This window comes from uncultured Pseudomonas sp. (assembly GCF_913777995.1).
GTDB lineage: Bacteria > Pseudomonadota > Gammaproteobacteria > Pseudomonadales > Pseudomonadaceae > Aquipseudomonas.
This window is the reverse complement of the sequence record NZ_CAJYVE010000009.1, coordinates 21,347-44,375: the sequence shown is the minus strand read 5'-3', so window position 1 is coordinate 44,375 and position 23,029 is coordinate 21,347. Positions and strand designations below refer to the sequence as shown.

24 protein-coding genes and 1 riboswitch are annotated in these 23,029 nt (G+C 65.7%); of the genes, 19 read left to right on the top strand and 5 right to left on the bottom strand.

Annotated features, from left to right (window positions below; translation table 11 throughout):
* Positions 1-80: 80 nt before the first annotated feature.
* From relA to QZ497_RS02610, 3 genes are all read left to right on the top strand, one after another.
* Positions 81-2,321 (top strand): GTP diphosphokinase, encoded by a 2,241-nt coding sequence (gene relA, locus QZ497_RS02620; RefSeq protein WP_295470789.1) that lies wholly within the window; start codon positions 81-83, stop codon positions 2,319-2,321.
* Positions 2,322-2,391: 70 nt separating this feature from the next.
* Complete coding sequence (mazG, locus tag QZ497_RS02615; RefSeq protein WP_295470787.1) at positions 2,392-3,225, top strand: nucleoside triphosphate pyrophosphohydrolase; 834 nt, start codon at positions 2,392-2,394, stop codon at positions 3,223-3,225.
* Positions 3,226-3,265: 40 nt separating this feature from the next.
* The gene (locus QZ497_RS02610; protein ID WP_295470786.1) at positions 3,266-3,805 is read left to right on the top strand and encodes a DUF2058 domain-containing protein; all 540 of its coding nucleotides are present in this window, start codon (positions 3,266-3,268) and stop codon (positions 3,803-3,805) included.
* Positions 3,806-3,923: 118 nt separating this feature from the next.
* On the opposite strand, the gene QZ497_RS02605 is transcribed toward QZ497_RS02610, so the two are convergent.
* From QZ497_RS02605 to purM, 4 genes are all read right to left on the bottom strand, one after another.
* Positions 3,924-4,112, bottom strand: a complete 189-nt coding sequence (locus QZ497_RS02605; protein WP_295470785.1) for a DUF3110 domain-containing protein — start codon at positions 4,110-4,112, stop codon at positions 3,924-3,926.
* Positions 4,113-4,382: 270 nt separating this feature from the next.
* A complete protein-coding gene (locus QZ497_RS02600; RefSeq protein ID WP_295470783.1) occupies positions 4,383-5,096 on the bottom strand; it encodes a DUF3108 domain-containing protein in 714 nt (237 codons plus the stop codon).
* A gap of 8 nt (positions 5,097-5,104) precedes the next feature.
* The gene (gene purN, locus QZ497_RS02595) at positions 5,105-5,767 is read right to left on the bottom strand and encodes a phosphoribosylglycinamide formyltransferase (RefSeq protein ID WP_295470781.1); all 663 of its coding nucleotides are present in this window, start codon (positions 5,765-5,767) and stop codon (positions 5,105-5,107) included.
* Entirely contained in the window at positions 5,767-6,825 is a 1,059-nt protein-coding gene (gene purM, locus QZ497_RS02590; RefSeq protein ID WP_295470779.1) for a phosphoribosylformylglycinamidine cyclo-ligase, read from the bottom strand. Before purM ends, purN begins: the two co-directional genes overlap by 1 nt.
* Positions 6,826-7,127: 302 nt before the next feature.
* Here purM and QZ497_RS02585 point away from each other — a divergent pair, with 302 nt between their 5' ends.
* The 6 genes from QZ497_RS02585 to QZ497_RS02560 all read left to right on the top strand — a co-directional run bounded on the left by QZ497_RS02585 (position 7,128) and on the right by QZ497_RS02560 (position 12,355).
* Positions 7,128-8,174, top strand: a complete 1,047-nt coding sequence (locus QZ497_RS02585; protein WP_295470777.1) for a DUF2066 domain-containing protein — start codon at positions 7,128-7,130, stop codon at positions 8,172-8,174.
* Positions 8,175-8,272: 98 nt separating this feature from the next.
* A complete protein-coding gene (locus tag QZ497_RS02580; RefSeq protein WP_295470775.1) occupies positions 8,273-9,346 on the top strand; it encodes an AI-2E family transporter in 1,074 nt (357 codons plus the stop codon).
* Between the two features lie 159 nt (positions 9,347-9,505).
* The gene (gene hda / locus QZ497_RS02575) at positions 9,506-10,210 is read left to right on the top strand and encodes a DnaA regulatory inactivator Hda (protein WP_295470773.1); all 705 of its coding nucleotides are present in this window, start codon (positions 9,506-9,508) and stop codon (positions 10,208-10,210) included.
* The gene (locus tag QZ497_RS02570) at positions 10,204-10,980 is read left to right on the top strand and encodes an NAD-dependent deacylase (protein WP_295470772.1); all 777 of its coding nucleotides are present in this window, start codon (positions 10,204-10,206) and stop codon (positions 10,978-10,980) included. The genes hda and QZ497_RS02570 overlap by 7 nt, the downstream gene beginning before the upstream one ends.
* 76 nt (positions 10,981-11,056) lie before the next feature.
* Positions 11,057-11,743 carry a C40 family peptidase gene (locus tag QZ497_RS02565; RefSeq protein ID WP_295470770.1) on the top strand — a complete coding sequence of 229 codons (687 nt, stop codon included), beginning with the start codon at positions 11,057-11,059 and terminating at the stop codon, positions 11,741-11,743.
* Between the two features lie 72 nt (positions 11,744-11,815).
* A complete protein-coding gene (locus tag QZ497_RS02560; protein ID WP_295470768.1) occupies positions 11,816-12,355 on the top strand; it encodes a C40 family peptidase in 540 nt (179 codons plus the stop codon).
* A gap of 90 nt (positions 12,356-12,445) precedes the next feature.
* Here QZ497_RS02560 and QZ497_RS02555 read toward each other — a convergent pair whose 3' ends face one another.
* Positions 12,446-13,765 (bottom strand): sorbosone dehydrogenase family protein, encoded by a 1,320-nt coding sequence (locus QZ497_RS02555; protein WP_295470767.1) that lies wholly within the window; start codon positions 13,763-13,765, stop codon positions 12,446-12,448.
* Between the two features lie 105 nt (positions 13,766-13,870).
* Positions 13,871-14,103: riboswitch (cobalamin riboswitch) on the top strand.
* 88 nt (positions 14,104-14,191) lie between these two features.
* Between QZ497_RS02555 and cobO the strand changes: the two genes are divergently transcribed.
* From cobO to QZ497_RS02505, 10 genes are read left to right on the top strand one after another with little or no spacing between them, the layout of a single operon-like run.
* Positions 14,192-14,803, top strand: coding sequence for a cob(I)yrinic acid a,c-diamide adenosyltransferase (gene cobO / locus QZ497_RS02550; protein ID WP_295470765.1), 612 nt, complete (start codon positions 14,192-14,194; stop codon positions 14,801-14,803).
* A complete protein-coding gene (locus QZ497_RS02545) occupies positions 14,800-16,113 on the top strand; it encodes a cobyrinate a,c-diamide synthase (RefSeq protein ID WP_295470763.1) in 1,314 nt (437 codons plus the stop codon). The genes cobO and QZ497_RS02545 overlap by 4 nt, the downstream gene beginning before the upstream one ends.
* Positions 16,110-16,760 (top strand): 5,6-dimethylbenzimidazole synthase, encoded by a 651-nt coding sequence (bluB, locus tag QZ497_RS02540; protein WP_295470761.1) that lies wholly within the window; start codon positions 16,110-16,112, stop codon positions 16,758-16,760. The genes QZ497_RS02545 and bluB overlap by 4 nt, the downstream gene beginning before the upstream one ends.
* Complete coding sequence (cbiB, locus tag QZ497_RS02535; RefSeq protein WP_295470759.1) at positions 16,757-17,665, top strand: adenosylcobinamide-phosphate synthase CbiB; 909 nt, start codon at positions 16,757-16,759, stop codon at positions 17,663-17,665. The genes bluB and cbiB overlap by 4 nt, the downstream gene beginning before the upstream one ends.
* Positions 17,658-18,659 (top strand): threonine-phosphate decarboxylase CobD, encoded by a 1,002-nt coding sequence (gene cobD, locus QZ497_RS02530; RefSeq protein ID WP_295470757.1) that lies wholly within the window; start codon positions 17,658-17,660, stop codon positions 18,657-18,659. The genes cbiB and cobD overlap by 8 nt, the downstream gene beginning before the upstream one ends.
* A complete protein-coding gene (locus QZ497_RS02525; protein WP_295470756.1) occupies positions 18,656-20,131 on the top strand; it encodes a cobyric acid synthase in 1,476 nt (491 codons plus the stop codon). Before cobD ends, QZ497_RS02525 begins: the two co-directional genes overlap by 4 nt.
* Position 20,132: 1 nt before the next feature.
* Positions 20,133-20,654 (top strand): bifunctional adenosylcobinamide kinase/adenosylcobinamide-phosphate guanylyltransferase, encoded by a 522-nt coding sequence (cobU, locus tag QZ497_RS02520; protein WP_295470754.1) that lies wholly within the window; start codon positions 20,133-20,135, stop codon positions 20,652-20,654.
* On the top strand, positions 20,651-21,703 hold the full coding sequence (gene cobT, locus QZ497_RS02515; protein ID WP_295470752.1) for a nicotinate-nucleotide--dimethylbenzimidazole phosphoribosyltransferase: 1,053 nt from the start codon (positions 20,651-20,653) through the stop codon (positions 21,701-21,703). Before cobU ends, cobT begins: the two co-directional genes overlap by 4 nt.
* Positions 21,700-22,266 carry an alpha-ribazole phosphatase family protein gene (gene cobC, locus QZ497_RS02510; RefSeq protein ID WP_295470751.1) on the top strand — a complete coding sequence of 189 codons (567 nt, stop codon included), beginning with the start codon at positions 21,700-21,702 and terminating at the stop codon, positions 22,264-22,266. The genes cobT and cobC overlap by 4 nt, the downstream gene beginning before the upstream one ends.
* Position 22,267: 1 nt before the next feature.
* Positions 22,268-22,999 (top strand): adenosylcobinamide-GDP ribazoletransferase, encoded by a 732-nt coding sequence (locus QZ497_RS02505; protein WP_295470749.1) that lies wholly within the window; start codon positions 22,268-22,270, stop codon positions 22,997-22,999.
* Positions 23,000-23,029: the final 30 nt, after the last annotated feature.

Genomic DNA, 23,029 nt, shown 5'->3' with positions numbered 1-23,029 from the left:
CTGGCCCTGCAAGTGGCATTCGCATCAAAAGGCCGGCGACTTTCGGCGCCATTCATCGCGCCGTAGGGAAGGTAAGCAGCATGGTACAGGTGAGAGCACACCAGCCGGTCAACACCGACGGCAGTATCAACCTCGACGCTTGGCTCGACCATATCGTCAGCGTCGACCTGATTCTCGATCGTCAGGCCATGAAAGAGGCCTGCGAATTTGCCAGACAGGCCGAGGCGCAGAGCAACACCCGGCGCAACGACTGGGCCGATGGTACTTCCACGTTCCAGACCGGCCTGGAGATCGCCGAAATCCTCGCCGACCTCAAGCTCGACCAGGATTCGCTGATCGCTGCGGTCATCTACCGCGGCGTGCGCGAGGGGCTGATTCCCCTGCCCCAGGTCGAGGAGCGCTTCGGCGCCACCGTAGCCAAGCTCATCGAGGGCGTGCAGCGCATGGCGGCCATCAGCGCCAGCCTCAGCCCGCGCCAGTCGCTGGTGCTGGGCAGTCAGACGCAGGTCGAGAACCTGCGCAAGATGCTAGTGGCCATGGTCGACGACGTCCGCGTCGCGCTGATCAAGCTGGCCGAACGCACCTGCGCGATTCGTGCGGTGAAGAACGCCGATGAGGAAAAACGCAACCGCGTCGCCCGCGAAGTCTTCGACATCTACGCCCCCCTGGCCCATCGCCTGGGCATCGGCCACATCAAGTGGGAACTGGAAGACCTGTCGTTCCGCTATCTGGAGCCTGATCAGTACAAGCAGATCGCCAAGCTGCTGCACGAACGGCGCCTGGATCGCGAGCGCTTCATCACCGACGTGATGACCCAGCTCGACAACGAACTGCAGGCCACGGGCGTCAAGGCCGACATCAGCGGCCGGGCGAAACACATCTATTCCATCTGGCGCAAGATGCAGCGCAAGGGCCTGGCCTTCAGCCAGATCTACGACGTGCGCGCCGTGCGCGTGCTGGTGCCGGAAATGCGCGACTGCTACACCGCGCTCGGCATCGTGCACACCCTGTGGCGGCACATTCCCAAGGAGTTCGACGACTACATCGCCAACCCCAAGGAGAACGGCTACCGTTCCCTGCACACGGCGGTGATCGGCCCGGAGGGCAAGGTGCTGGAGGTGCAGATCCGTACCCACGCCATGCACGAGGAAGCCGAGCTGGGGGTCTGCGCGCACTGGCGCTACAAGGGCACCGACGTCAAGTCCAGCTCCAACCACTACGAAGAGAAGATCTCCTGGCTTCGCCAGGTGCTGGAGTGGCACGAAGAACTGGGCGACATCGGCGGCCTGGCCGAGCAGCTGCGCGTCGATATCGAGCCCGACCGCGTCTACGTGTTCACCCCCGACGGCCACGCCATCGACCTGCCCAAGGGGGCCACGCCACTGGACTTCGCCTATCGCGTGCACACCGAGATCGGCCACAACTGCCGGGGCGCGAAGATCAACGGGCGCATCGTGCCGCTCAACTACAGCCTGCAAACCGGCGAGCAGGTGGAGATCATCACCAGCAAGCAGGGCACGCCGAGCCGCGACTGGCTGAACCCCAACCTGGGCTACATCACCACCTCGCGGGCGCGCGCCAAGATCGTTCACTGGTTCAAGCTGCAGGCCCGCGACCAGAACGTCGCTGCCGGGCGCAGCCTGCTGGAGCGTGAGCTGGCGCGCATGGCGCTGCTGCAGGTCGACTTCGAGAAGCTGGCCGAGAAGGCCAACTACAAGACCGGCGAAGACATGTTCGCCGCCCTGGGCGCCGGCGACCTGCGCCTGACCCAGCTGGTCAACCTCGCCCAGCAGCAGGTCGAACCCGAGCGCATGGATGCCGTGGAGCTGATCCCGCGCAAGGCCACTGGCTACAAGCCGGGCAAGCGTGGCGACATCCAGATCCAGGGCGTGGGCAACCTGTTGACCCAGATCGCCGGCTGCTGCCAGCCGGTGCCGGGCGATGCCATCGTCGGTTACATCACCCAGGGGCGCGGAGTCACCATTCACCGTCAGGACTGTGCCTCGGTATTGCAGCTGGGCGGCAAGGAGCCGGAGCGCATCATCCAGGTCAGTTGGGGGCCGGCGCCGGCGCTTACCTACCCGGTGGATATCCTCATCCGGGCCTACGACCGTTCGGGGCTGCTGCGTGACGTCACCCAGGTGCTGCTCAACGAGCGTATCAACGTGCTGGCGGTCAACACCCGCTCCAACAAGGAAGACAACACCGCACTGATGTCGCTGACCATCGAGATCCCCGGCCTCGACGCCCTGGGGCGCTTGCTGGGGCGGATTTCCCAGCTGCCCAACATCATCGAGACGCGGCGCAACAAGACGCCATGAACGACAGCTTCAAGGGGGCGGCGGATCGTAATCGGCCGGCCCCTTGAAGCTGGCGACCTCGGGAGCCCACATGTACACACTCGACGACCTGCTGCACCTCATGGCCCGTTTGCGCGACCCGCAGTACGGCTGCCCGTGGGACTTGAAGCAGACCTACGCCAGTATCGTGCCGCACACCCTGGAAGAAGCCTACGAAGTGGCCGACGCCATCGAGCGCGGCGATTTTGCTCATCTGCAGGGTGAGTTGGGCGACCTCATGTTCCAGGTGGTGTTCTATGCCCAACTGGCCCGGGAGGAGGGGCGCTTCGACTTCAATGCGGTGGTCGATGGCATCACCCGCAAGCTGCTGCGCCGCCATCCCCATGTGTTTCCCACCGGCGAGCTGCATGCTGCACCGGAAGCCCCGCGCCTGAGCGAAAGCGAGATCAATCGCCGCTGGGACGAAATCAAGGCCCAGGAGCGCGCTGAGCAGGCCACGGCACCTGAACAGCTTTCCCTGCTCGATGACGTGCCGAGCGCGTTGCCGGCGTTGTCGCGGGCCAGCAAGCTGCAGAAGCGCGCCGCTCAGGTGGGCTTCGACTGGCCGGAGGCGCTGCCGGTGGTCGACAAGGTCCGCGAGGAACTCGACGAAGTGCTGGAGGCCATGGCTGGCGGTGCAACGGCTGAGATGGCCGAGGAAATCGGCGATCTGCTGTTTTCGGTGGTCAATCTGGCCCGGCACCTTAAAGTCGACCCGGAAACTGCGCTACGCTCCGCCAACGGCAAGTTCGACCGGCGTTTTCGTTTCATCGAGTCGGTGGTGCGTGACCAGGGGCGGGCTCTCGAAGGCTGCAGCCTGGAAGAACTCGACGCCCTGTGGGGCGAAGCCAAACGACAGGAAAAGAACCCCGCCGCTTGCGGTTGACCGAACTGCAAGCGGCTGTACTGTATCAAGCGAGTAGACAATGAGCCTTTCCCTACGCGACCAGCTGCTCAAGGCTGGCCTGGTCAACGAAAAGCAGGCCAAACAGGTCAGCAAAGCCAAGCAGAAAGAACAGCGTCTGGCCCACAAGGGGCAGATCGAGATCGACGACTCGCAGAAGCGCGCCGCCCAGGAAGCCATGGCCGAAAAAGCCAAGCGCGACCAGGAACTCAATCGCCAGCAGCAGGAGAAGGTCGAGGCCAAGGCGCGCGCTGCGCAGATCAAGCAGTTGATCGAAGTGTCGCGCCTGCCCAAGATCAACAGCGAGGATTACTACAACTTCGTCGATGACAAGAAGGTCAAGCGCATTGCGGTGAATGCCTTGATGCGTAACAAGCTGAGCAGCGGCTCGCTGGCCATCGTGCATCACGGTGGCGGCTACGAGATCATCCCTCGCGAAGCGGCGCTGAAGATCCAGGAACGCGACCCGAAGCGTATTGTGCTGCTCAATACGCCTACCGAGGCCCCGGATGCCGACGATCCGTATGCGGCCTACCAGATTCCAGACGATCTGATGTGGTAACCACCTCGCCAGAAGCGCGCTGAACCTGTAGGGGCGACTGCAACCGCGAAGCTCTTCGCGGCTGCAGTCGCCCCTTTGAATGGCTGGCAGGGCCGGGGCCCTACGCACGCAGCAGAATTCAGCGGTGTTCGGCGTGGGCTTGATTCTCCTGCGCTTCGAGTTCTTCTTTGTAGCGCTGCGCGTCGGCTTCGTCGTGGAACATTCCGACCAGCTGGTCCTGCTGGCGCACATCCCAGATATGGATGCCGTGGCCGATGGCCTCATGAGAGAGGTGGGCTTCGTCGCGTTCAGTCACTGTTACGGTCATGGTGTGATCTCCCGATTCTGATAACTGCGGCGAGATGTCGCAGGCCTTTTTTATAGTTTTTATTAGCTTGCTAAGTAAATAGCCTCATAAAGTTCCCAGTCCGCTCGAAAGGCTGGACGCCTTGAATGACAAGGCCTTGAGCCACTATGAATGTTTCTTCATGTTTCATGAATTCGCTTCCCGCTCGCCGCGGCACTGGCGCCTGCTTTTCCAGCGCCCACAAAAAAGCCCCTGGTATCGCTACCAGGGGCTTTTCACTGCTATCCCGGTTTAGCGGCCTTTGACCGCCTTGCCGTTCACCGTACCGTCCTGGAGCATGATGTTGTACTCCTTGCCGTCGGTCTCGACCTGTTGCAGGCGCACCAGCAGGTAGTCCCAGTCCTTGGCGAACCAGAGCACGGTGATGCGCTTGCTCTGCGTGGGGTCGCGGACCCGTTCGACCTTGATCGCGTCGATCTGGCCGGCCTTGGTGGACACGGTTTCCGAGCCCAGTACGCGGAAGTCGTAGGTGTCCAGTTCGTCACCGTCGACCACTTGGTAGCTCATGCTTTTCTTGCCGGCGGCCACGTCATGCTGCAGGGCCAGCTGGTAAGTGGATTTGTCCAGCACGCCGCGGTTGATCGGCAGCTTGATCGCGTCGCCGCGGTCGCTGCCGGTCACCACCTTGTTGGTCCAGTCGAAGGCCAGGTCGACCTTTTTCGACTTGCCCAGGCCACTGCGCTCGAAGCTGTAGGTCTGGGGCACCATCACGTCCTTGTCGACCTTCAGGGTGCTCGACTCGGTGAGGCTGGCGATGACCATGGAAGCCTTGAAGTTGAGGTTCCAGGTGCCGTTGGGGCCGGCTTCCAGGCTGCGCTCGGCGGTGCCGCTCATGGGCAGCTGCTTCCAGTCGGCGGTGTAGCTGGCGGAGAACGGCTGAAGTTCGGCTGCCTGGGCAGCAGGCAGGGCGAGCAGGGCGAAAGCGAAGAGCAGTGCGCGACGCATGGGATCTCCTAGTTTCGAATCAGGTGGCCGCTGGCCGGAAGCAACTGGCCATCCAGGCGTGCGCCCTGTTCATCGAGGCGCAGACGGCCTTCGGCGAACCAGCGAATGGCCAGTGGGTAAATCCGGTGTTCCTGGGCGTGGACACGTTGTGCCAGGCTGGCGGGCGAATCATGCAACTCTACCGAAATCACTGACTGTACGACCAGTGGTCCGCCGTCGAGTTCCTCGGTGACGAAGTGCACGCTGCAGCCGTGCTCCCGGTCGCCAGCTTCCAGGGCGCGCTGGTGGGTATGCAGGCCCTTGTAGCGCGGCAGCAGCGAAGGGTGGATGTTCAGCAGGCGGCCCTGGTAGTGGCTGACGAAGCCGGCGCTGAGAATGCGCATGAAACCGGCCAGCACCACCAGGTCGGGGGCGAAATCGTCGATCAGCGCCATCAGCGCCGCGTCGAAGGCTTCGCGGCCATCGAACGTCGCGTGCTCCAGCACGCGGGTTTCGATGCCGGCGTCCCGCGCGCGTTGCAGCCCCAGGGCGTCGGCGCGGTTGGAAATCACCGCGCGAATGCGCGCCGGGCTGTCGCTGTCCTTGAAGCTGTCGATCATGGCCTGCAGGTTGCTGCCGGTACCCGACAGCAACACCACGACATTGCAGGGCGTCTGGGTCGAAGCCGGCATCAATGCGCCTTGAGGTTGTTCAGCTCGACTTGCGCGGCGCCTTCGGCAGCGGCGCCGATCTGGCCGATCACCCACGGCTGTTCGCCGGCTTCACGCAGCACGTTCAGGGCCTGTTCCACCTGGTCCTGCGCCACGCAGATGACCATGCCGACGCCGCAGTTCAGCACGCGATGCATTTCGTGCTCGTCGACGTTGCCTTTTTCCTGCAGCCAGTCGAACACCGCCGGGCGCTCCCAGCTGGCGACATCGATGACCGCCTGGGCGCCGGCTGGCAGTACCCGCGGGATGTTGTCCAGCAGGCCGCCACCGGTGATGTGGGCCATGGCCTTCACCGCGCCGGTTTGCTTGATCAGCTTGAGCAGCGGCTTGACGTAGATGCGCGTCGGGGCCATCAGCAGGTCGGCCAGTGGCTTGCCGCCCAGTTGGGTGCTTTCGATGTCGGCACCAGAGACTTCGATGATCTTGCGGATCAGCGAGTAGCCGTTGGAGTGCGGGCCGGAGGAGGGCAGGGCGATCAGTGCGTCACCGGTGGCGACCTTCGAGCCGTCGATGATCTCGGCCTTTTCCACCACGCCTACGCAGAAGCCGGCCAGGTCGTAGTCTTCGCCTTCGTACATGCCTGGCATCTCGGCGGTCTCGCCACCCACCAGGGAGCAGCCAGCCAGTTCGCAGCCAGCGCCGATGCCGGTGACCACGGTGGCGGCGACGTCGACATTCAGCTTGCCGGTGGCGTAGTAGTCGAGGAAGAACAGCGGCTCGGCGCCGCACACCACCAGGTCATTGACGCACATGGCGACCAGGTCCTGGCCGATGCTGTCGTGCTTGTTCAGGTTCAGCGCCAGACGCAGCTTGGTGCCTACGCCGTCGGTGCCGGAGACCAGTACCGGCTGCTTGTAGCCGGCGGGGATTTCGCAGAGCGCGCCGAAACCTCCCAGGCCGCCCATGACTTCAGGGCGCGCAGTGCGCTTGGCCACGCCTTTGATGCGTTCGACCAATGCTTCACCGGCGTCGATGTCCACACCGGCGTCTTTGTAGCTCAGGGAGGGTTGCTTGCTCATAAAAAATCCAGGCCTTTAGGGGGGATTCGGAAAGAGAATCGACCGCTGCGGTTGGGTCCGGGCCAGTGGCGCGGTGCTGCGCTGCACTGTTTCGGAACCGGTACCATGGTCGGTCTGCGAAGGCGCGCGATTTTAGCAGGCTTGCCGCGCTGGAGCCATCCTTGGCCCGACGGGCAGGGGCTGGCGCACATGAAAGCCGGGGTATGTACAGGCCGGCGCTCTGTACAATCGCGACCCGAATGTGAATGATTGAGCGCATGCTGCTGTCTAGAGCCTGCTTTCTTTCCTTTCAGGACCTGCCCATGCGTTTTTCCAGATTCCTCTTCCTCGGCTGCCTGAGCCTGGCGAGCCTGCCGGTTTTCGCGCAGACCGTGAATGACCTCTACCAAGTACGCGAACCGGTGAGCAGCCAGTCGCCGGACGAGCGCGAGCGCGCTACCCAGGCAGCGCTGCAGACGCTGGTGGGACGTCTCACCGGTAGCACCAAGGCCGCCGAGGGCGCGGCACTGGCCGAAGTGCGCAAGAACCCGCAACAGATCATCAGCCAGTACGGCTACGAGGCCGGGCCGCCGCAGACCCTGCTGGTGGACTTCGACCCGGCCAGCACCGACCGCAGCCTGCGCCAGGCCGGGCTGCCGATCTGGGGCAGCAACCGCCCGAGCATGATCGGCTGGTGGCTGATTGATTCCACCGAAGGTTCCAACCTGGTCGGCGACGGCCAGCCTGCTGCCGAGCCGCTGCGCCGCGCAGCCCAGCACCGTGGGTTGCCTCTGCACCTGCCATTGGCAGACCTCTCCGAGCAGAGCGTGGCGAACGCCAAGAGCCTTTCCGCTGCGGACCCTGCCGAACTCAAACAAGCCTCCGAGCGCTACGGCACCGATGCCATCCTGGCGGTGCATGCCCGTGAAGACGCTGGCAAGTGGCAAGGTGAATGGCGGCTCTGGCTGGGTGACCAGCGCGAGCAGGGCAAGGCTACGGCCGATACCTCTGAAGCCCTGGCCGATGCGGTGCTGCTCGCGGTGAGCGAGCGCCTTGCACCGCGCTTCGCGGTCAAGCCCGGCAGCAGTGCCAGCAGTCAGACGCTTCAGGTGCAAGGCATGAACCTGGAGCGCTACGCGCAGCTGATGCGCCTGCTGGAGCCCTTCGGTGGCAAATTGCTGCTGGTCGAGGGCGACAAGGCCAGCTTCGAGGTCGGTGCCAGTGCCGAGCAGTTGCGCAGCCAACTGTCCCTGGCCCACCTGCAGGAAGTACCCGCCAGTGAGGCCGCCCCGGTTAATGCCGCCGCCACCCCGCAGGCGCCAGGCGCCCCCGTACCTGCCGCAAGCAACACGCTGTATTTCCGCTGGTGATCCGGCGGTGCTGAGCCGGTGTCGCCTGTTGCGGCACTGGCTGCCTGTGCAAGGCCGTCCAGGCCTTGGTTCAAGGGACATCCGATGCAAGGAACATCATGACCGACACTAAACGCTGGTACTGGCTGGGCGGCGCGGCGCTGCTGGTCGCCTTCATCTTTCTGCTGCACCCGATCCTCATGCCGTTCCTGGTGGCGTTGCTGCTGGCTTACATGGGTGACCCGCTGGTCGATCGCCTGGAGCGTCTGCGCCTGTCCCGCTCCTTGAGCGTGGTGGTGGTATTCGGCCTGTTCACCCTGGTGCTGCTGGCCTTGCTGCTGATTCTGGTGCCGATGCTGGTCAAGCAACTGGTGCGCTTGTACGAGCTGGCGCCACAGATCCTCGACTGGCTGCAGCACACCGCCTTGCCCTGGGTACAGGCCAAGTTCGGCCTGGCCGATGGCTTCTGGCGCTTCGACAAGATCAAGGCGGCCCTGGCCGGGCACATGGGCCAGGCTGGGGACATCGTCAGTGTGGTGCTCTCGCAGGCGACGGCGTCGAGCCTGGCGCTGATCGGCTGGCTGGCCAACCTGGTGCTGATTCCGGTGGTGGCCTTCTACCTGCTGCGCGACTGGGACCTGATGATGGCGCGCATCCGCGGCTTGCTGCCGCGTCAGCGTGAGGCGCAGATCGTGCAACTGGCCGGCGAGTGTCATGAGGTGCTGGGGGCGTTCATTCGCGGGCAGCTGCTGGTGATGGTCGGTCTGGGCGTCATCTATGCGGCAGGCCTGATGCTGGTCGGGCTGGAGCTGGGCCTGCTGATCGGCATGATCGCCGGCCTGGCGGCCATCGTGCCGTACATGGGCTTCGTCATCGGCATTGGCTCGGCGCTGATCGCCGGGCTGTTCCAGTTCGGCGGCGACCTCTACCCGATGCTCGGCATCGTCGCGGTGTTCATGGTGGGTCAGGCCCTGGAAGGCATGGTGCTTACGCCGTTGCTGGTCGGTGATCGCATCGGCCTGCACCCGGTGGCAGTGATCTTCGCCATCCTGGCGGGTGGCGAGCTGTTCGGTTTCACCGGCATCCTTCTGGCGCTGCCGGTGGCGGCGGTGATCATGGTGCTGCTGCGCCATCTGCATGCGCTGTACAAGGAATCGCAGATGTATGCCGGCGACCGCGACCCGGAACTTTGAAACCGAATGCTGGCGCGTGCCGACACTGTCGTTGCGGCGATTTCGCAAGCCTTTGATTTTGCTTGAAGTCCGTCGCATTGTGCGGTCCGGCCAGCGGGTATAGACTTTGCTATCTTTGTTCAGAGGTCACCGCTTGCTTCCGGGAAGCGCCCAGCCAGCATGAAACCCGTTCAGCTGCCCCTGAGTGTGCGTCTGCGCGATGACGCCACCTTCATCAATTACTACCCGGGCGCCAATGCAGCGGCGCTCGGCTATGTCGAGCGCCTGTGCGAAGCGGACGCGGGGTGGACCGAAAGTCTCATCTATCTATGGGGCAAGGACGGCGTAGGACGCACCCACCTGTTGCAGGCGGCGTGCCTGCGCTTCAAGCAGCTGGGCGAGCCGGCGGTCTACCTGCCGCTGGCCGAGTTGCTGGAGCAGGGCGTCGAGCTGTTCGACCATCTGGAGCAGTACGAGCTGGTGTGCCTGGACGACCTGCAGGCCATCGCCGGCAAGCCGGACTGGGAAGAAGCGCTGTTCCACCTGTTCAATCGCTTGCGCGACAGTGGCCGACGCCTGTTGATCGCGGCCTCCAAGTCGCCCCGCGAATTGCCCATCAAATTGCCAGACCTCAAGTCGCGGCTGACCATGGCGCTGGTGTTCCAGATGCGTGGCCTGTCCGATGAAGACAAGCTGCGTGCCCTGCAACTGCGTGCCTCACGGCGTGGCCTGCACCTCACCGACGAAGTCGGGCACTTCATTCTGACCCGTGGCACGCGCAGCATGAGCGCGCTGTTCGAACTGCTCGAACGCCTTGACCAGGCCTCGCTGCAAGAAAAGCGCAAGCTGACCATTCCTTTCCTCAAGGAAACCCTGGGTTGGTAGCCGCTACGCCGGACCCGCAACTGATTCGCCAGGCGGCCGCCGCCCTGCGTCATGCGCAGCGCATTCTGGTGATCACCGGGGCCGGGTTGTCGGCCGATTCCGGGTTGCCGACCTATCGTGGTGTCGGGGGGCTCTACAACGGCCATACCGACGATGGCCTGCCTATCGAGATGGCGCTGTCCGGGCCGATGCTGCGCCGTGACCCGGCGCTGTGCTGGAAATACATCGCCCAGTTGGGCAAGGCCTGCCTGGCTGGCGAGCCCAACGTCGCCCATTACGCCATCGCCCAGTTGCAGCGCCGCAAGCCCGAGTGCTGGGTGCTGACGCAGAATGTCGACGGCTACCACCGCGCGGCGGGCAGCCCGGTCGAGCGGCTGATCGAGATCCATGGGCAGTTCTGGCCCCTGTACTGCCAGGCATGCAACGCCCAGGAGGCGGAACTCGCCGTGCATCTGGACGGTCCATTACCACCGTTGTGCAAGGCGTGCTGCGGTGTGCTGCGCCCGCCGGTCACGCTGTTTCAGGAAATGCTCCCCGCCGAAGCACTGCGTACCCTGGAGCGGCAGATGACCCTGGGCTTCGACGCGGTGCTGAGCATTGGCACCACGGCGAGCTTTCCTTACATCCACGAGCCCATGCTGCGCACCCGGGTGTCGGGCGGCTTTACCTTGGAAATCAATCCTCAGGCCACCGATCACAGCGCGTCGATGGATATTTTCCTGCAGGGCAGGGCGGCACATGTCATGCCCGAGCTGATAAGTCACATTTAATTCAATAGAATTTGCAAATTGCCATGATAGTGGGCATAGTCTGCGCTCCTCATCATTTCCAGCCACGGTCGTGCCCATGCAGGTTGTTCGCTTCGCACCCCTCGTGCCACTCGCTTTCGTGACTTTCCTGTTCGGTTGCTCCACCCAGTCATCGGTGACCCAGCAGCCCCAGCAGTACCAGAATTCCGTTACCGCCCAGTCCAGCGCCCGTCAGGCGTTGCATGCGCAATCCCGGCAGAGCCTGGAAAGCGAAGAAGAACTGGCCGAGTTCTCCGACGACACCAGCTATCAGTTGCCGCTGCTGGCCGACAGCATCCTCGAACGTGGCAAGTCGCTGATAGGCACCCGCTATCGCTTTGGCGGTAATTCCACCGCCGGTTTCGACTGCAGCGGCTTCATCGGCTATCTGTTCCGCGAAGAGGCCGGCATGAATCTGCCGCGCTCCAGCCGCGAAATGATGAATATCGACGCACCCCAGGTGTCGCGCCGCGACCTCAAGCCAGGCGACCTGCTGTTCTTCAGCACCGCCGGCCGCGGTCGCATCAGCCACGCCGCCATCTACCTGGGCGATGACCAGTTCATCCACTCCAGCAGCCGCCGCAGCGGGGGTGTGAGAATCGACAGCCTGGACGACTCCTACTGGAGCAAGACCTTCGTCGAAGCCAAGCGCGCATTGGCGCTGGTACCGGCAACGGGGGACGCGCAGACCACTGCGATGACCACCACCAGCGTCAAGCCAGCTAACATCAAGCGTCACAAGTAATCTGAACCCGGTCCCTGACCGGGTTTTTTGAATTTCGGCAACAGGCCGCATCCGAAGGGAGTTGTTGTGGTGATGTCGATGACCTTGCGTGTAACCGTGATTTCCCTGGCGGCCTTACTGGGTGCGTGCGCCAGTGCGCCGCCACCGCAGCCCAAGGTCGTGCAGCGCCCTGTCATCATCGCCCCGGCGGTCATGTCTTCTCCTGTCGTTGAAGATGTGCTGTTCCGCGCCCTGGGCCTGGTCGGTACGCCCTATCGCTGGGGTGGCAACACCCCGGATTCCGGGTTCGATTGCAGCGGCCTGATCGCCTACGTGTACCGCGACATGGCCGGTATCAGCCTGCCGCGCTCGACCCGCGACATGATTGTGATGAATGCCCCCAGCGTCAGCCGTGAACAGCTGCAGACCGGTGACCTGGTATTCTTCGCCACCTCGGGCGGCTCGCAGGTGTCCCATGCCGGTATCTATGTCGGCGAAGGGCGCTTCGTGCATGCTCCCGCCACCGGTGGCACGGTGAAGCTGGACAACATCGGCTCGCCTTACTGGCAGAAGGCGTACCTGAATGCCAAACGCGTGCTGCAGCCTTCGAGCCTGGCGCAGAACGCTCGCTGAGCGCGCAAGCAGTGCGGCTCCGGTCGTAGCGGCATAAGCTGGGAGCTAAGCGGCTGAAGCCGCTCAGGGCCGTACGGGGCCATCTATCACCTAAGGCGCCGATGTCACTCGCCAGATCGTATTGCCCACGTCATCGGCCACCAGCACACCGCCGTGCTTGTCCTGCACTACGCCAACCGGGCGGCCCATGGCCTGGCCTTCTGCGTCGAGAAAGCCGGTCAGCAAATCCAGTGGCTGGCCGGCGGGTCTGCCATCCCTGAACGGAATGAACACCACCTTGTAGCCGCTGTGCGGCTTGCGATTCCATGAGCCATGCTGGCCGACGAACAGGCCTTGGTCGAAGGGCGCGGCCAGGCTCTTGCCGTTGGAGAAGGTCAGGCCCAGCGACGCGGTGTGCGGGCCGACCGCGTAGTCGGGTACAAGGGCCTTGGCCACCTGTGCCGCGTTCTGCGGTGTTACTCGCTGGTCCACGTGCTGGCCATAGTAGCTCCAGGGCCAGCCATAGAAACCGCCGTCCTGCACTGAAGTCACGTAGTCGGGCACCAGGTCGCTGCCGATCTCGTCACGCTCGTTCACGGCCGTCCACAGCTTGCCGGTATGGGGCTCCCAATCCATGCCATTGGGGTTGCGCAGGCCGGTAGCGAACAGGCGCTTCTGGCCGCTGGCCCGGTCCACTTCCCAGATCGCTGCACGGCCCTGTTCCTGATCCAGGCCGTTTTCACCCACGTTGCTGTTGGAGCCCACCGTCACGTACAGCTTGCGGCCGTCCGGGCTGGCGATGACGTTCTTGGTCCAATGGTGGTTGAGCGGCCCGCCGGGTAGTTCGGTGACCAGGGTAGGCGCTGCGCTGATGCGAGTCTGGCCGCTTTCGTAGGGGAAGCTGATCAGCCGGTCGGTGTCGGCCACGTAGAGGGTATGGCCCACCAGCGCCATGCCGAACGGAGAGTTCAGGTTTTCCAGCAGGACCGAGCGGGTGTCGGCCACGCCGTCGTTGTCTTCATCGCGCAACAGGGTAATGCGGTTGGCGCTCGGCACGCCGGCGCCGGCACGCTGCATGATCTTGCTGGCGATCCACTCGCGCAGGCCGCCCGATGACGACGCCTTGGCCGGCGCGTTGGATTCGGCGACCAGCACATCGCCATTGGGCAGCACGTATAGCCAGCGCGGGTGATCCAGGCCATTGGCGAAGGCCACCACTTGGGTGCCGGGTGCGGCGAGCGGTTTTGCCCCCGCCGGCCAGCCGACCGCCGGAGCGATGTTCACGGTGGGGATCAGGGTCTTGTTCGGTTCCGGCAGCCGGGGGCTGGGGCCGGTGCCGTCGGCGACCTGCAAGCGGGCGGTTTCGCCACAGGCTGCCAGGCCGCCCGCGACCAGCAAAGTGAGGATCAGGCGTGGAGCGGATCTGGACATGCTGGACTCCTGGTTCGGCAGCGCCGGAGGGGATGACTGATAGAGGCAGGGCGAGCGGCCAGGTTCAATCCGATACTGTTTGACGCTCCCAGCCCAACACTCTACCCTTCGCGGTTCGTTTCAGGTGCCTTGCAATCATCGATTGGCAAGGTGAAACAGGGAAGCCGGTGGGAAGAGACTTTTTTCGATTCCGGCGCTGCCCCCGCAACGGTAGATGAGCCAACCCCATGCCTTATGCCACTGACGCACGTCGGGAAGGCGCATGGTCGGGCCTAGCCCGAAGAAGCCCCGTGCTTCGCTCATGAGCCCGGAGACCGGCCTGTCACTTATTCACGGCATCACGGCGGGCGATGCTATGCGCAAGGCCGCCGTCTGCCTTGTCGTCCTGTCGTCTGCTTTCGCCTGTGTGACCAGCGGAGAGCTGAGATGAACGAATCCCCCGAGCGCGACGAGCGCCACCTGGCGCGCATGCAGCGCAAGAAAGCCATTATCGACGAACGCATTGCCAACTCGCCCAACGAGTGCGGCCTGCTGCTGGTGCTCAGCGGCAACGGCAAGGGCAAGAGCAGTTCGGCGTTCGGCATGCTGGCCAGGGCCATGGGCCATGGCATGCAGTGCGGCGTGGTGCAGTTCATCAAGGGCCGCAATGCCACCGGCGAAGAGCTGTTCTTCCGGCGCTTTCCCGAGCAGGTGCGCTATCACGTCATGGGTGAGGGCTTTACCTGGGAAACCCAGGACCGCCAGCGTGACATCGCCGCTGCCCAGGCCGCCTGGGAAGTGTCGCGGCAGATGCTCGCCGACCCTGGCGTCAACCTGGTGATCCTCGATGAACTGAACATCGCCCTCAAGCATGGTTACCTGGATCTCGACCAGGTGCTTGCTGACCTGCAGGCCCGCCCGCCGATGCAGCACGTAGTGGTCACCGGGCGCGGCGCCAAGCCTGAGCTGGTCGACCTCGCCGACACCGTGTCGGAGATCGGCATGGTCAAGCACGCCTTCCAGGCTGGTATCCGCGCGCAAAAGGGTATCGAACTGTGAGTGATGCCTCTCGCCAGTGCCCGGCGGTCCTGATCGCCGCACCGGCGTCCGGTCAGGGCAAGACCACCGTCACCGCCGCCCTGGCGCGCCTGCACCGCAATCAGGGCCGCAAGGTCCGAGTGTTCAAGTGCGGCCCGGACTTTCTCGACCCGATGATTCTCGAACGCGCCAGCGGCGCGCCGGTGTACCAGCTCGACCTGTGGATGGTCGGCGCCGGGGAGAGCCGCCGCCTGTTGTGGGAGGCGGCGGCAGAGGCGGACCTGATTCTTATCGAAGGGGTCATGGGGTTGTTCGACGGCACGCCCTCCAGTGCCGATCTGGCGCGGCATTTCGGCGTGCCGGTGCTCGGCGTGATCGACGGCACGGCGATGGCCCAGACCTTCGGCGCCCTTGCCCTGGGCCTGGCGCGCTACCAGCCGGACCTGCCATTCGCCGGGGTACTGGCCAACCGCGTCGGCACCGTGCGTCACGCGCAATTGCTGGAAAACAGCCTGACCGAGGGGCTGCGCTGGTATGGCGCACTGTCCCGCGAGACCGGCATCGAACTGCCCAGCCGCCACCTGGGCCTGGTTCAGGCCAGTGAACTGAACGACCTGGACATGCGTCTGGATGCCGCCGCGCAGGCGCTGGCCAGCACTTGCGAGGTGCCGCTGCCGCCGCCGGTCAGCTTCGCCGCGCCGCCGCTCGAGGCCGCCGAGCCGTTGCTGGCCGGTGTGCGCATTGCCGTGGCGCGTGACGAGGCGTTCGCCTTCACGTATGGCGCCAGCCTCGACCTGCTGCGCGCCATGGGGGCCGAGCTGAGTTTCTTTTCGCCGATCCACGACAGCGCGCTGCCAGAGGCCGACAGCCTCTACCTGCCCGGCGGTTACCCGGAGCTGCATCACCTGGCGCTGCAGGACAACCGGGCGATGCGTGGCGCCATCGCCGCTCACCATGCCGCCGGCAAGCCGCTGCTGGCCGAGTGCGGCGGCATGCTGTACCTGCTCGATGCGCTGACCGATGTCGATGGCACCCGCGCCGAGCTGGTCGGCCTGCTGCCTGGCGAAGCGGTGATGCAGAAACGTCTCGCTGCCCTGGCCCTGCAGGCCGTGGAGCTGCCCGAAGGCCTGCTGCGCGGGCACACCTATCACCATTCGCTGACCAGCACCGAGTTGCAGCCCATCGCCCGCGGTGTCAGCCCCAACGGCGGGCGCGGCGCCGAGGCGGTGTACCGCGTGGGGCGGCTCACCGCCTCTTACGTGCATTTCTACTTTCCGTCCAATCCGCAGGCCGTGGCCGCGCTGTTCCACCCTGACGAGGCGCGCCCATGAGCGACGTGCCGTTCAGTGCCGAAGAACGCGCCGCGGTGTACCGCGTCATTGCCGAGCGCCGTGACATGCGCCACTTCAGCGGCGGCAGCGTGGCGCCCGAGGTGCTGGCCCGTTTGCTGGAGGCCGCGCATCACGCGCCCAGCGTCGGCCTGATGCAGCCCTGGCGGTTCATCCGCATCCGTGACACTCAATTGCGTGGCCGCCTGCAGGCCCTGGTGGAGGACGAGCGGGTACGCACCGCCGAAGCTCTGGGCGAGCGCTCCGACGAGTTCATGAAGCTCAAGGTCGAGGGCATCAGCGATTGCGCCGAAGTGATCGTCGCGGCCTTGATGGACGGTCGCGAGGCCTATGTGTTCGGCCGCCGTACCCTGCCGGAAATGGACATCGCTTCGCTGTCCTGCGCCATCCAGAACCTGTGGCTGGCGGCCCGTGCCGAAGGCCTGGGCATGGGCTGGGTGTCGCTGTTCGACCCGCAGGCGCTGGCCGACCTGCTGGGTATGCCCGACGGTGCGCGGCCCCTGGCGATTCTCTGCCTGGGGCCGGTGCAGGGGTTCTACCCGGCGCCCATGCTGGTGCTCGAAGGCTGGGCGCAGGCGCGCCCGCTGGAACAACTGGTATATGACAACCAATGGGGAGTGCAGCCATGAGTGTGGCGTTGTTGAGCGTGGCGGGCGTGGCGCTGGATGCGCTGCTCGGCGAACCGAAACGCTCGCATCCGCTGGTTGCGTTCGGCAATTATGCCGGGCGTATCGAACAACGCTTCAACGCCGGCGGGCGCGGCTGGCGCAGCCACGGCGTGACGGCCTGGGTGCTGGCGGTGTTGCCGCTGACCCTACTGGTCACCCTGCTGAGCTGGCTGCCTTATCTAGGCACCCTGGTGGAAATCCTTGCCCTGTACTGTGCCCTGGGCCTGCGCAGTCTTGGCGAGCACGTGATGCCGGTGGCTGCTGCACTGCGCGGTGGCGACCTCGCTGAAGCGCGGCGACGGGTCAGCTACCTGGTCAGCCGCAAGACCGACGACCTGGAGGCCAACGGCGTGGCGCGGGCGGCCACCGAGTCGGTGCTGGAGAACGGCAGCGATGCGGTGTTCGCTGCGCTGTTCTGGTTCGTGGTCGCCGGCGCTCCGGGCGTGGTGCTGTATCGCCTGAGCAATACCCTGGATGCCATGTGGGGCTACCGCAACGAACGTTTCGAACGCTTCGGCTGGGCAGCGGCGAAGATCGACGACCTGCTCAACTATATTCCGGCGCGGCTGGTGGTGCTGACCTACGCCGTGCTGGGCCATACCCGCGGTGCGCTGCGCTGCTGGCGCAGTCAGGGGCCGACCTGGGACAGCCCGAATGCCGGCCCGGTGATGGCGGCCGGTGCCGGGTCCCTGCAGGTGCAACTCGGTGGTGCGGCGATCTATCACGGCGAGTTGCACGAGCGCCCGGCGCTGGGCGAAGGTCGGCCAGCCGATGCCCAAGCCATCGAGGCCGGCTGGCAACTGGTGCAGCGCGGTGTGTGGCTGTGGCTGCTGGTCCTTTGTCTGGGAGGTGCGTTCTATGCTTGAGCATGGTGGCCGGCTGCGCGCCGCCGCGCAGCGCTATGGGATTGCTCAAGCGCAATGGCTCGACCTGTCGACCGGCATCGCGCCCTGGGCCTGGCCGATTCCGCCAATCGAAGCGCGCGACTGGGCGCGCCTGCCGGAAACCGATGACGGTCTGGAAGCCGCCGCCTGTGCCTACTACGGTGCCGCACAACTGCTGCCGGTAGCCGGTTCCCAGGCGGCGATCCAGGCCCTGCCGCGCTTGCGCGGCACCGGCAGGGTCGGGGTGTTGTCGCCGTGCTATGCCGAGCACGCGCATGCCTGGCGCAAGCACGGTTTTCTGGTGCGCGAAGTGCTCGAACCTGAGGTCGAGCATTTCCTCGAAACCCTGGACGTACTGGTGGTGGTCAACCCCAACAACCCCACTGGCCGCCTGCTGCCGACCGAGCGCCTGCTGGAGTGGCATGCGCGCCTGGCCGAGCGCGGTGGCTGGCTGGTGGTCGACGAAGCCTTCATGGATAACACCCCGACCCTCAGCCTGGCCGCCGAGACCGGGCGCAGCGGGCTGATCGTGCTGCGCTCGTTCGGCAAGTTCTTCGGCCTGGCCGGGGTGCGTCTGGGTTTCGTGCTGGCCGAGCCTGGCCTGCTCAAGGCCCTGGCCAGCGAGCTAGGTCCCTGGACGGTCAGCGGCCCGAGCCGCAAGGTGGGCTTGGCCTGTCTCAGCGACCGCGAGGGCCAGCAACGTCAGCGTGAGCGTACCGAACAGGCTGCCGCCCGCTTGCAGGCGTTGCTGACGGCCCACGGGCTGCCACCCGATGGCGGTTGCGCACTCTTCCAGCGCTGCGTGACCGACCAGGCGGCGGCGCTTTACCAATTCGCGGCGCAGCGCGGTGTGCTGCTGCGCCTGTTCAGCGGCGAGGGTGCGCAGAGCAGCCTGCGCTTCGGCCTGCCTGCCAGCGAAGCGGACTGGCAGCGCCTGGAAAGCCTGTTGCTCGACTACCGCAAGGACCTTCGATGACCACCCTCATGGTGCAGGGCACCACTTCCGATGCCGGCAAGAGCACCCTGGTGACCGGCCTGTGCCGCTGGCTGCGTCGCCAGGGCGTCAACGTGGTGCCGTTCAAGCCGCAGAACATGGCACTCAACAGTGCCGTCACCGCCGACGGCGGTGAAATCGGCCGCGCCCAGGCGGTGCAGGCCCAGGCCAGTGGTTTGGTACCGCACACCGACATGAACCCGGTGCTGCTCAAGCCCAACACCGACACCGGTTCGCAGGTGATCATCCACGGCCGAGCCGTGACCACCATGAATGCCGTGGCCTACCACGGCTACAAGGCCATCGCCATGCAGGCGGTGCTGGAGTCGCACCAGCGCCTGCGCGACGCCTACCAGGTGGTGATGGTCGAAGGTGCCGGCTCGCCGGCGGAGATCAACCTGCGCGAGAACGATATCGCCAACATGGGTTTCGCCGAGGCGGTGGATTGCCCGGTGCTGCTGATCGCCGACATCAACCGTGGCGGGGTCTTTGCCCATCTGGTCGGTACACTCGAGCTGCTGTCGCCCAGCGAACAGGCGCGGGTCAAGGGCTTCATCATCAATCGCTTCCGGGGCGATGTCGCCCTGCTGCAACCCGGTCTGGACTGGCTGGAGCAGCGCACCGGCAAACCGGTGGTCGGCGTGCTGCCGTACCTGATGGACTTGCATCTGGAGGCCGAGGATGGCCTGGACCGTCGTCAGGGCGACAAGGCCGGGCAGTCGCTACGCGTGGTGGTGCCGGTGTTGCCGCGTATCAGCAACCATACCGATTTCGATCCTTTGCGCCTGCATCCGCAGGTCGACCTGCAGTTCGTCGGGCCTGGTCAGCCGATTCCCCCCGCTGACCTGATCATCCTGCCGGGCTCCAAGAGCGTGCGCAGTGACCTGGCCTACCTGCGCGCCAATGGCTGGGAGACGGCTATCACCCGCCACCTGCGCTATGGCGGCAAGCTGCTGGGCATTTGCGGCGGCTTGCAGATGCTTGGCCAGCAGGTCCACGACCCGCTGGGCCTGGAGGGCGCGCCGGGCAGCAGCGACGGCTTCGGCCTGTTGGCGCTGAGCACCGTGCTGGAGGCCGAGAAGCAACTGCGCAACGTGCGCGGCCGGCTGGGCTTGGAGGGCGCCGAGGTCAGCGGGTACGAAATTCACGCCGGGGTCACGTCCGGGGCGGCCCTGGAGAATCCGGCGGTGCGCTTGGACGACGGTCGTTGCGACGGTGCGCAGAGCACCGATGGCCAAGTGCTGGGTACCTACCTGCACGGGCTGTTCGAGTCGCCCGCCGCCTGTGGTGCCTTGCTGCGCTGGGCCGGGCTTGAGGATGTGCAGAGCGTCGATTACCACGCCTTGCGTGAGCGCGACATCGAGCGCCTGGCCGATCTGGTGGACCAGCATCTGGACGCCACGCTGCTGCGCCAGCTGTGTGGCCTGGATGCATCTGATAGGGAAGCGCGCTGACATGCTGCAACTGATTCTCGGCGGCGCCCGTTCGGGCAAGAGCCGCCTGGCCGAAAGCCTGGCGAGTGGCTCGGGCCTGGCCGTGACCTACATTGCGACCAGCCAGCCAGTGGATGGCGAACTCGATGCCCGGGTGGCCCTGCACCGCCAGCGCCGCCCCGCTGAATGGGGGCTGGTGGAAGAACCGCTGGAGCTGGCCCGAGTGCTGCGCGAGCAGGCTGCACCGGGGAACTGCCTGCTGGTCGACTGCCTGACCCTGTGGCTGACCAATCTATTGATGCTCGATGATCCGCAGCGTCTGGCTGCCGAGCGGCAGGCGCTGCTCGAAGAGGTGGTCGACCTGCCCGGCGAGATCATCTTCGTCAGCAACGAGACCGGCCTGGGTGTGGTGCCCCTTGGCGAACTGACCCGCCGTTACGTCGACGAAGCCGGCCTGCTGCATCAGGCCCTGGCCGAACGTTGTCAGCGCGTCGTGCTGACCGTGGCCGGCCTGCCCATGACCTTGAAAGGAACCGCTCCATGACTCAATCCTGGTGGCTTGCGCCTGCCCGTGAAATCGACGTGCCGGCCCGCGAAGCGGCCCTGGCGCGTCAACAGCAACTGACCAAGCCGGCCGGCTCGCTGGCCCAGCTCGAGCGCCTGGCGGTGCAGCTCGCCGGCCTGCAGGGCCGCGAGAAGCCCAGTGCCGAGCGGCTGTGGATCGCCATTTTTGCCGGTGACCATGGCGTGGTCGGCGAAGGCGTTTCGGCCTATCCGCAGGCTGTCACCGGGCAGATGCTCGGCAACTTCGTCAACGGCGGCGCGGCAATCAGCGTCCTGGCCCGGCAATTGGACGCGCAGCTGGACGTGGTCGACCTCGGCACGGTCAGCCCCATGGACCTGCCCGGCGTGCGTCATCTGCGCCTCGGCGCCGGTACCGCGAGCTTCGTCGACGGCCCGGCCATGCACGCCGACCAGGGCCATGCCGCGCTGCTGGCCGGGCGCGACAGCGTGCTGCGGGCCAAGGCCGCAGGGTGCGAACTGCTGGTCGGCGGTGAAATGGGCATCGGCAACACCACGGCGGCCAGCGCCGTGGCCTGCTCGCTGCTGGAGTGCGCCGCGCCCTTGCTGGTCGGTCCCGGCACTGGCCTGAATGCCGAAGGTGTGTTGCACAAGACCGCCGTCATCGAGCGCGGCCTGGCGCGCCATGCCGAATACGCTGGCGATCCACTGGGCAGCCTGTTCAGCCTGGGCGGTTTCGAGATCGCTGCCCTGGCCGGCGCCTACCTGGCCTGCGCCCAGGAAGGTATCGTCGCCGTGGTGGATGGTTTCATCTGCAGCGTCGCAGCGCTGGTCGCCGTGCGTCTCAACCCTTCCGTGCGGCCCTGGCTGCTGTTCGGGCATCGCGGTGCCGAACCGGGCCACCGCCATGTGCTGGAAGTGCTGCAGGCCGAGCCGCTGCTCGACCTGGGTCTGCGTCTGGGCGAGGGCAGCGGAGCGGCCCTGGCGGTGCCGCTGGTGCGTCTGGCCTGCGAGCTGCACAACGGTATGGCGACCTTCGCCGAGGCGGCGGTGGCGGACCGCCCGGCATGATCGTCGATCTGCTGCGCCACGGCGAAACCGAGCTGGGTGGCGGCCTGCGCGGCAGCCTTGACGATGCACTGACCGAGGCCGGCTGGGCGCAGATGCACGCGGCCACCGAGGCTGCCGGGCCGTGGACGCGCATCGTCAGTTCGCCACTGCAACGTTGCGCCCGCTTCGCCGAGGCCCTGGCGGCACGCCTGGACCTGCCGTTGCGCCTGGAACCCGAGATGCAGGAGCTGCATTTCGGCGATTGGGAAGGGCGCAGCGCGGCGCAGATCATGGCCATCGATCCCGAGGGGCTGGGCGCCTTCTGGGACGATCCTTACGCCTTCACTCCGCTTGGCGGCGAGCCGGTGAGTGCCTTCGCGGCGCGGGTCGAGGCGGCGCTGCAACGTATGTATCAGGCTCATGCCGGCGAGCGGGTGCTGCTGGTCTGTCACGGCGGGGTCATGCGCCTGCTGCTGGCGCGTGCCCGGGGCCTGCCACGCGAGCAACTGTTGCAAGTGGGGGTGCCGCATGGTGCGTTGCTCAGCGTACGGGTCGCTGCGGCCGGCCAGTTGGAGGAGTGCTGACGTGCTGCCATTCTGGATCGCCCTGCAATTTCTCAGCAGCCTGCCGGTGCGCCTGCCGGGTATGCCGGCGCCCGAGCAGATGGGCCGTTCGCTGCTGTTCTATCCGCTGGTCGGCGTGCTGTTCGGGGTGTTGCTGAGCGGGCTTGGCCTGCTGTTGCACGGTGCGCCGCTGTTGCTGCAGGCGGCCTTGCTGCTCAGTGCCTGGGTGATGCTCAGCGGCGCGCTGCACCTGGACGGGTTGGCCGACAGTGCCGATGCCTGGCTGGGGGGCTTTGGCGACCGTGAGCGCACCCTGACGATCATGAAGGATCCGCGCAGCGGGCCCATCGCCGTGGTGACCCTGGTGCTGGTGCTGCTGCTGAAATTCTGCGCCCTTTTCGCGCTGCTGGAGCAGGGGCGGTGGGCCGGGCTGCTGCTGGCCCCCGTGATCGGTCGTGCGGCGCTCTTGGGGCTGTTCCTCACCACCCCTTATGTGCGTGCCGGTGGGCTGGGCCAGGCGCTGGCCGAGCATTTGCCTCGCCGTGCGGCGCGCGGTGTGCTGGGCGCCGTGGCGCTGGCCTGCGTGGCGTTGGCTGGCGTCGAAGGGGGGCTGGCCCTGCTGGTTGCTGCCGTGACGTTCTTCTGGTTGCGCCGGGTGATGCTCCTGCGGCTCGGGGGGACCACCGGCGACACCGCCGGGGCGTTGCTGGAGTTGCTGGAACTGGCCGTCCTGCTGGCCTTGGCGCTGCGTTGACGGCCCGAGAAATATCTTGCAACACCGCGC

Coding starts and splice junctions, on each gene's coding strand:
- relA (WP_295470789.1), top strand. CDS start 81: ATGGTACAGGTGAGAGCACACCAGCCGGTCAACACCGACGGCAGTATC.
- mazG (WP_295470787.1), top strand. CDS start 2,392: ATGTACACACTCGACGACCTGCTGCACCTCATGGCCCGTTTGCGCGAC.
- QZ497_RS02610 (WP_295470786.1), top strand. CDS start 3,266: ATGAGCCTTTCCCTACGCGACCAGCTGCTCAAGGCTGGCCTGGTCAAC.
- QZ497_RS02605 (WP_295470785.1), bottom strand. CDS start 4,112: ATGACCGTAACAGTGACTGAACGCGACGAAGCCCACCTCTCTCATGAG.
- QZ497_RS02600 (WP_295470783.1), bottom strand. CDS start 5,096: ATGCGTCGCGCACTGCTCTTCGCTTTCGCCCTGCTCGCCCTGCCTGCT.
- purN (WP_295470781.1), bottom strand. CDS start 5,767: ATGCCGGCTTCGACCCAGACGCCCTGCAATGTCGTGGTGTTGCTGTCG.
- purM (WP_295470779.1), bottom strand. CDS start 6,825: ATGAGCAAGCAACCCTCCCTGAGCTACAAAGACGCCGGTGTGGACATC.
- QZ497_RS02585 (WP_295470777.1), top strand. CDS start 7,128: ATGCGTTTTTCCAGATTCCTCTTCCTCGGCTGCCTGAGCCTGGCGAGC.
- QZ497_RS02580 (WP_295470775.1), top strand. CDS start 8,273: ATGACCGACACTAAACGCTGGTACTGGCTGGGCGGCGCGGCGCTGCTG.
- hda (WP_295470773.1), top strand. CDS start 9,506: ATGAAACCCGTTCAGCTGCCCCTGAGTGTGCGTCTGCGCGATGACGCC.
- QZ497_RS02565 (WP_295470770.1), top strand. CDS start 11,057: ATGCAGGTTGTTCGCTTCGCACCCCTCGTGCCACTCGCTTTCGTGACT.
- QZ497_RS02560 (WP_295470768.1), top strand. CDS start 11,816: ATGTCGATGACCTTGCGTGTAACCGTGATTTCCCTGGCGGCCTTACTG.
- QZ497_RS02555 (WP_295470767.1), bottom strand. CDS start 13,765: ATGTCCAGATCCGCTCCACGCCTGATCCTCACTTTGCTGGTCGCGGGC.
- cobO (WP_295470765.1), top strand. CDS start 14,192: ATGAACGAATCCCCCGAGCGCGACGAGCGCCACCTGGCGCGCATGCAG.
- bluB (WP_295470761.1), top strand. CDS start 16,110: ATGAGCGACGTGCCGTTCAGTGCCGAAGAACGCGCCGCGGTGTACCGC.
- cbiB (WP_295470759.1), top strand. CDS start 16,757: ATGAGTGTGGCGTTGTTGAGCGTGGCGGGCGTGGCGCTGGATGCGCTG.
- cobD (WP_295470757.1), top strand. CDS start 17,658: ATGCTTGAGCATGGTGGCCGGCTGCGCGCCGCCGCGCAGCGCTATGGG.
- QZ497_RS02525 (WP_295470756.1), top strand. CDS start 18,656: ATGACCACCCTCATGGTGCAGGGCACCACTTCCGATGCCGGCAAGAGC.
- cobU (WP_295470754.1), top strand. CDS start 20,133: ATGCTGCAACTGATTCTCGGCGGCGCCCGTTCGGGCAAGAGCCGCCTG.
- cobT (WP_295470752.1), top strand. CDS start 20,651: ATGACTCAATCCTGGTGGCTTGCGCCTGCCCGTGAAATCGACGTGCCG.
- cobC (WP_295470751.1), top strand. CDS start 21,700: ATGATCGTCGATCTGCTGCGCCACGGCGAAACCGAGCTGGGTGGCGGC.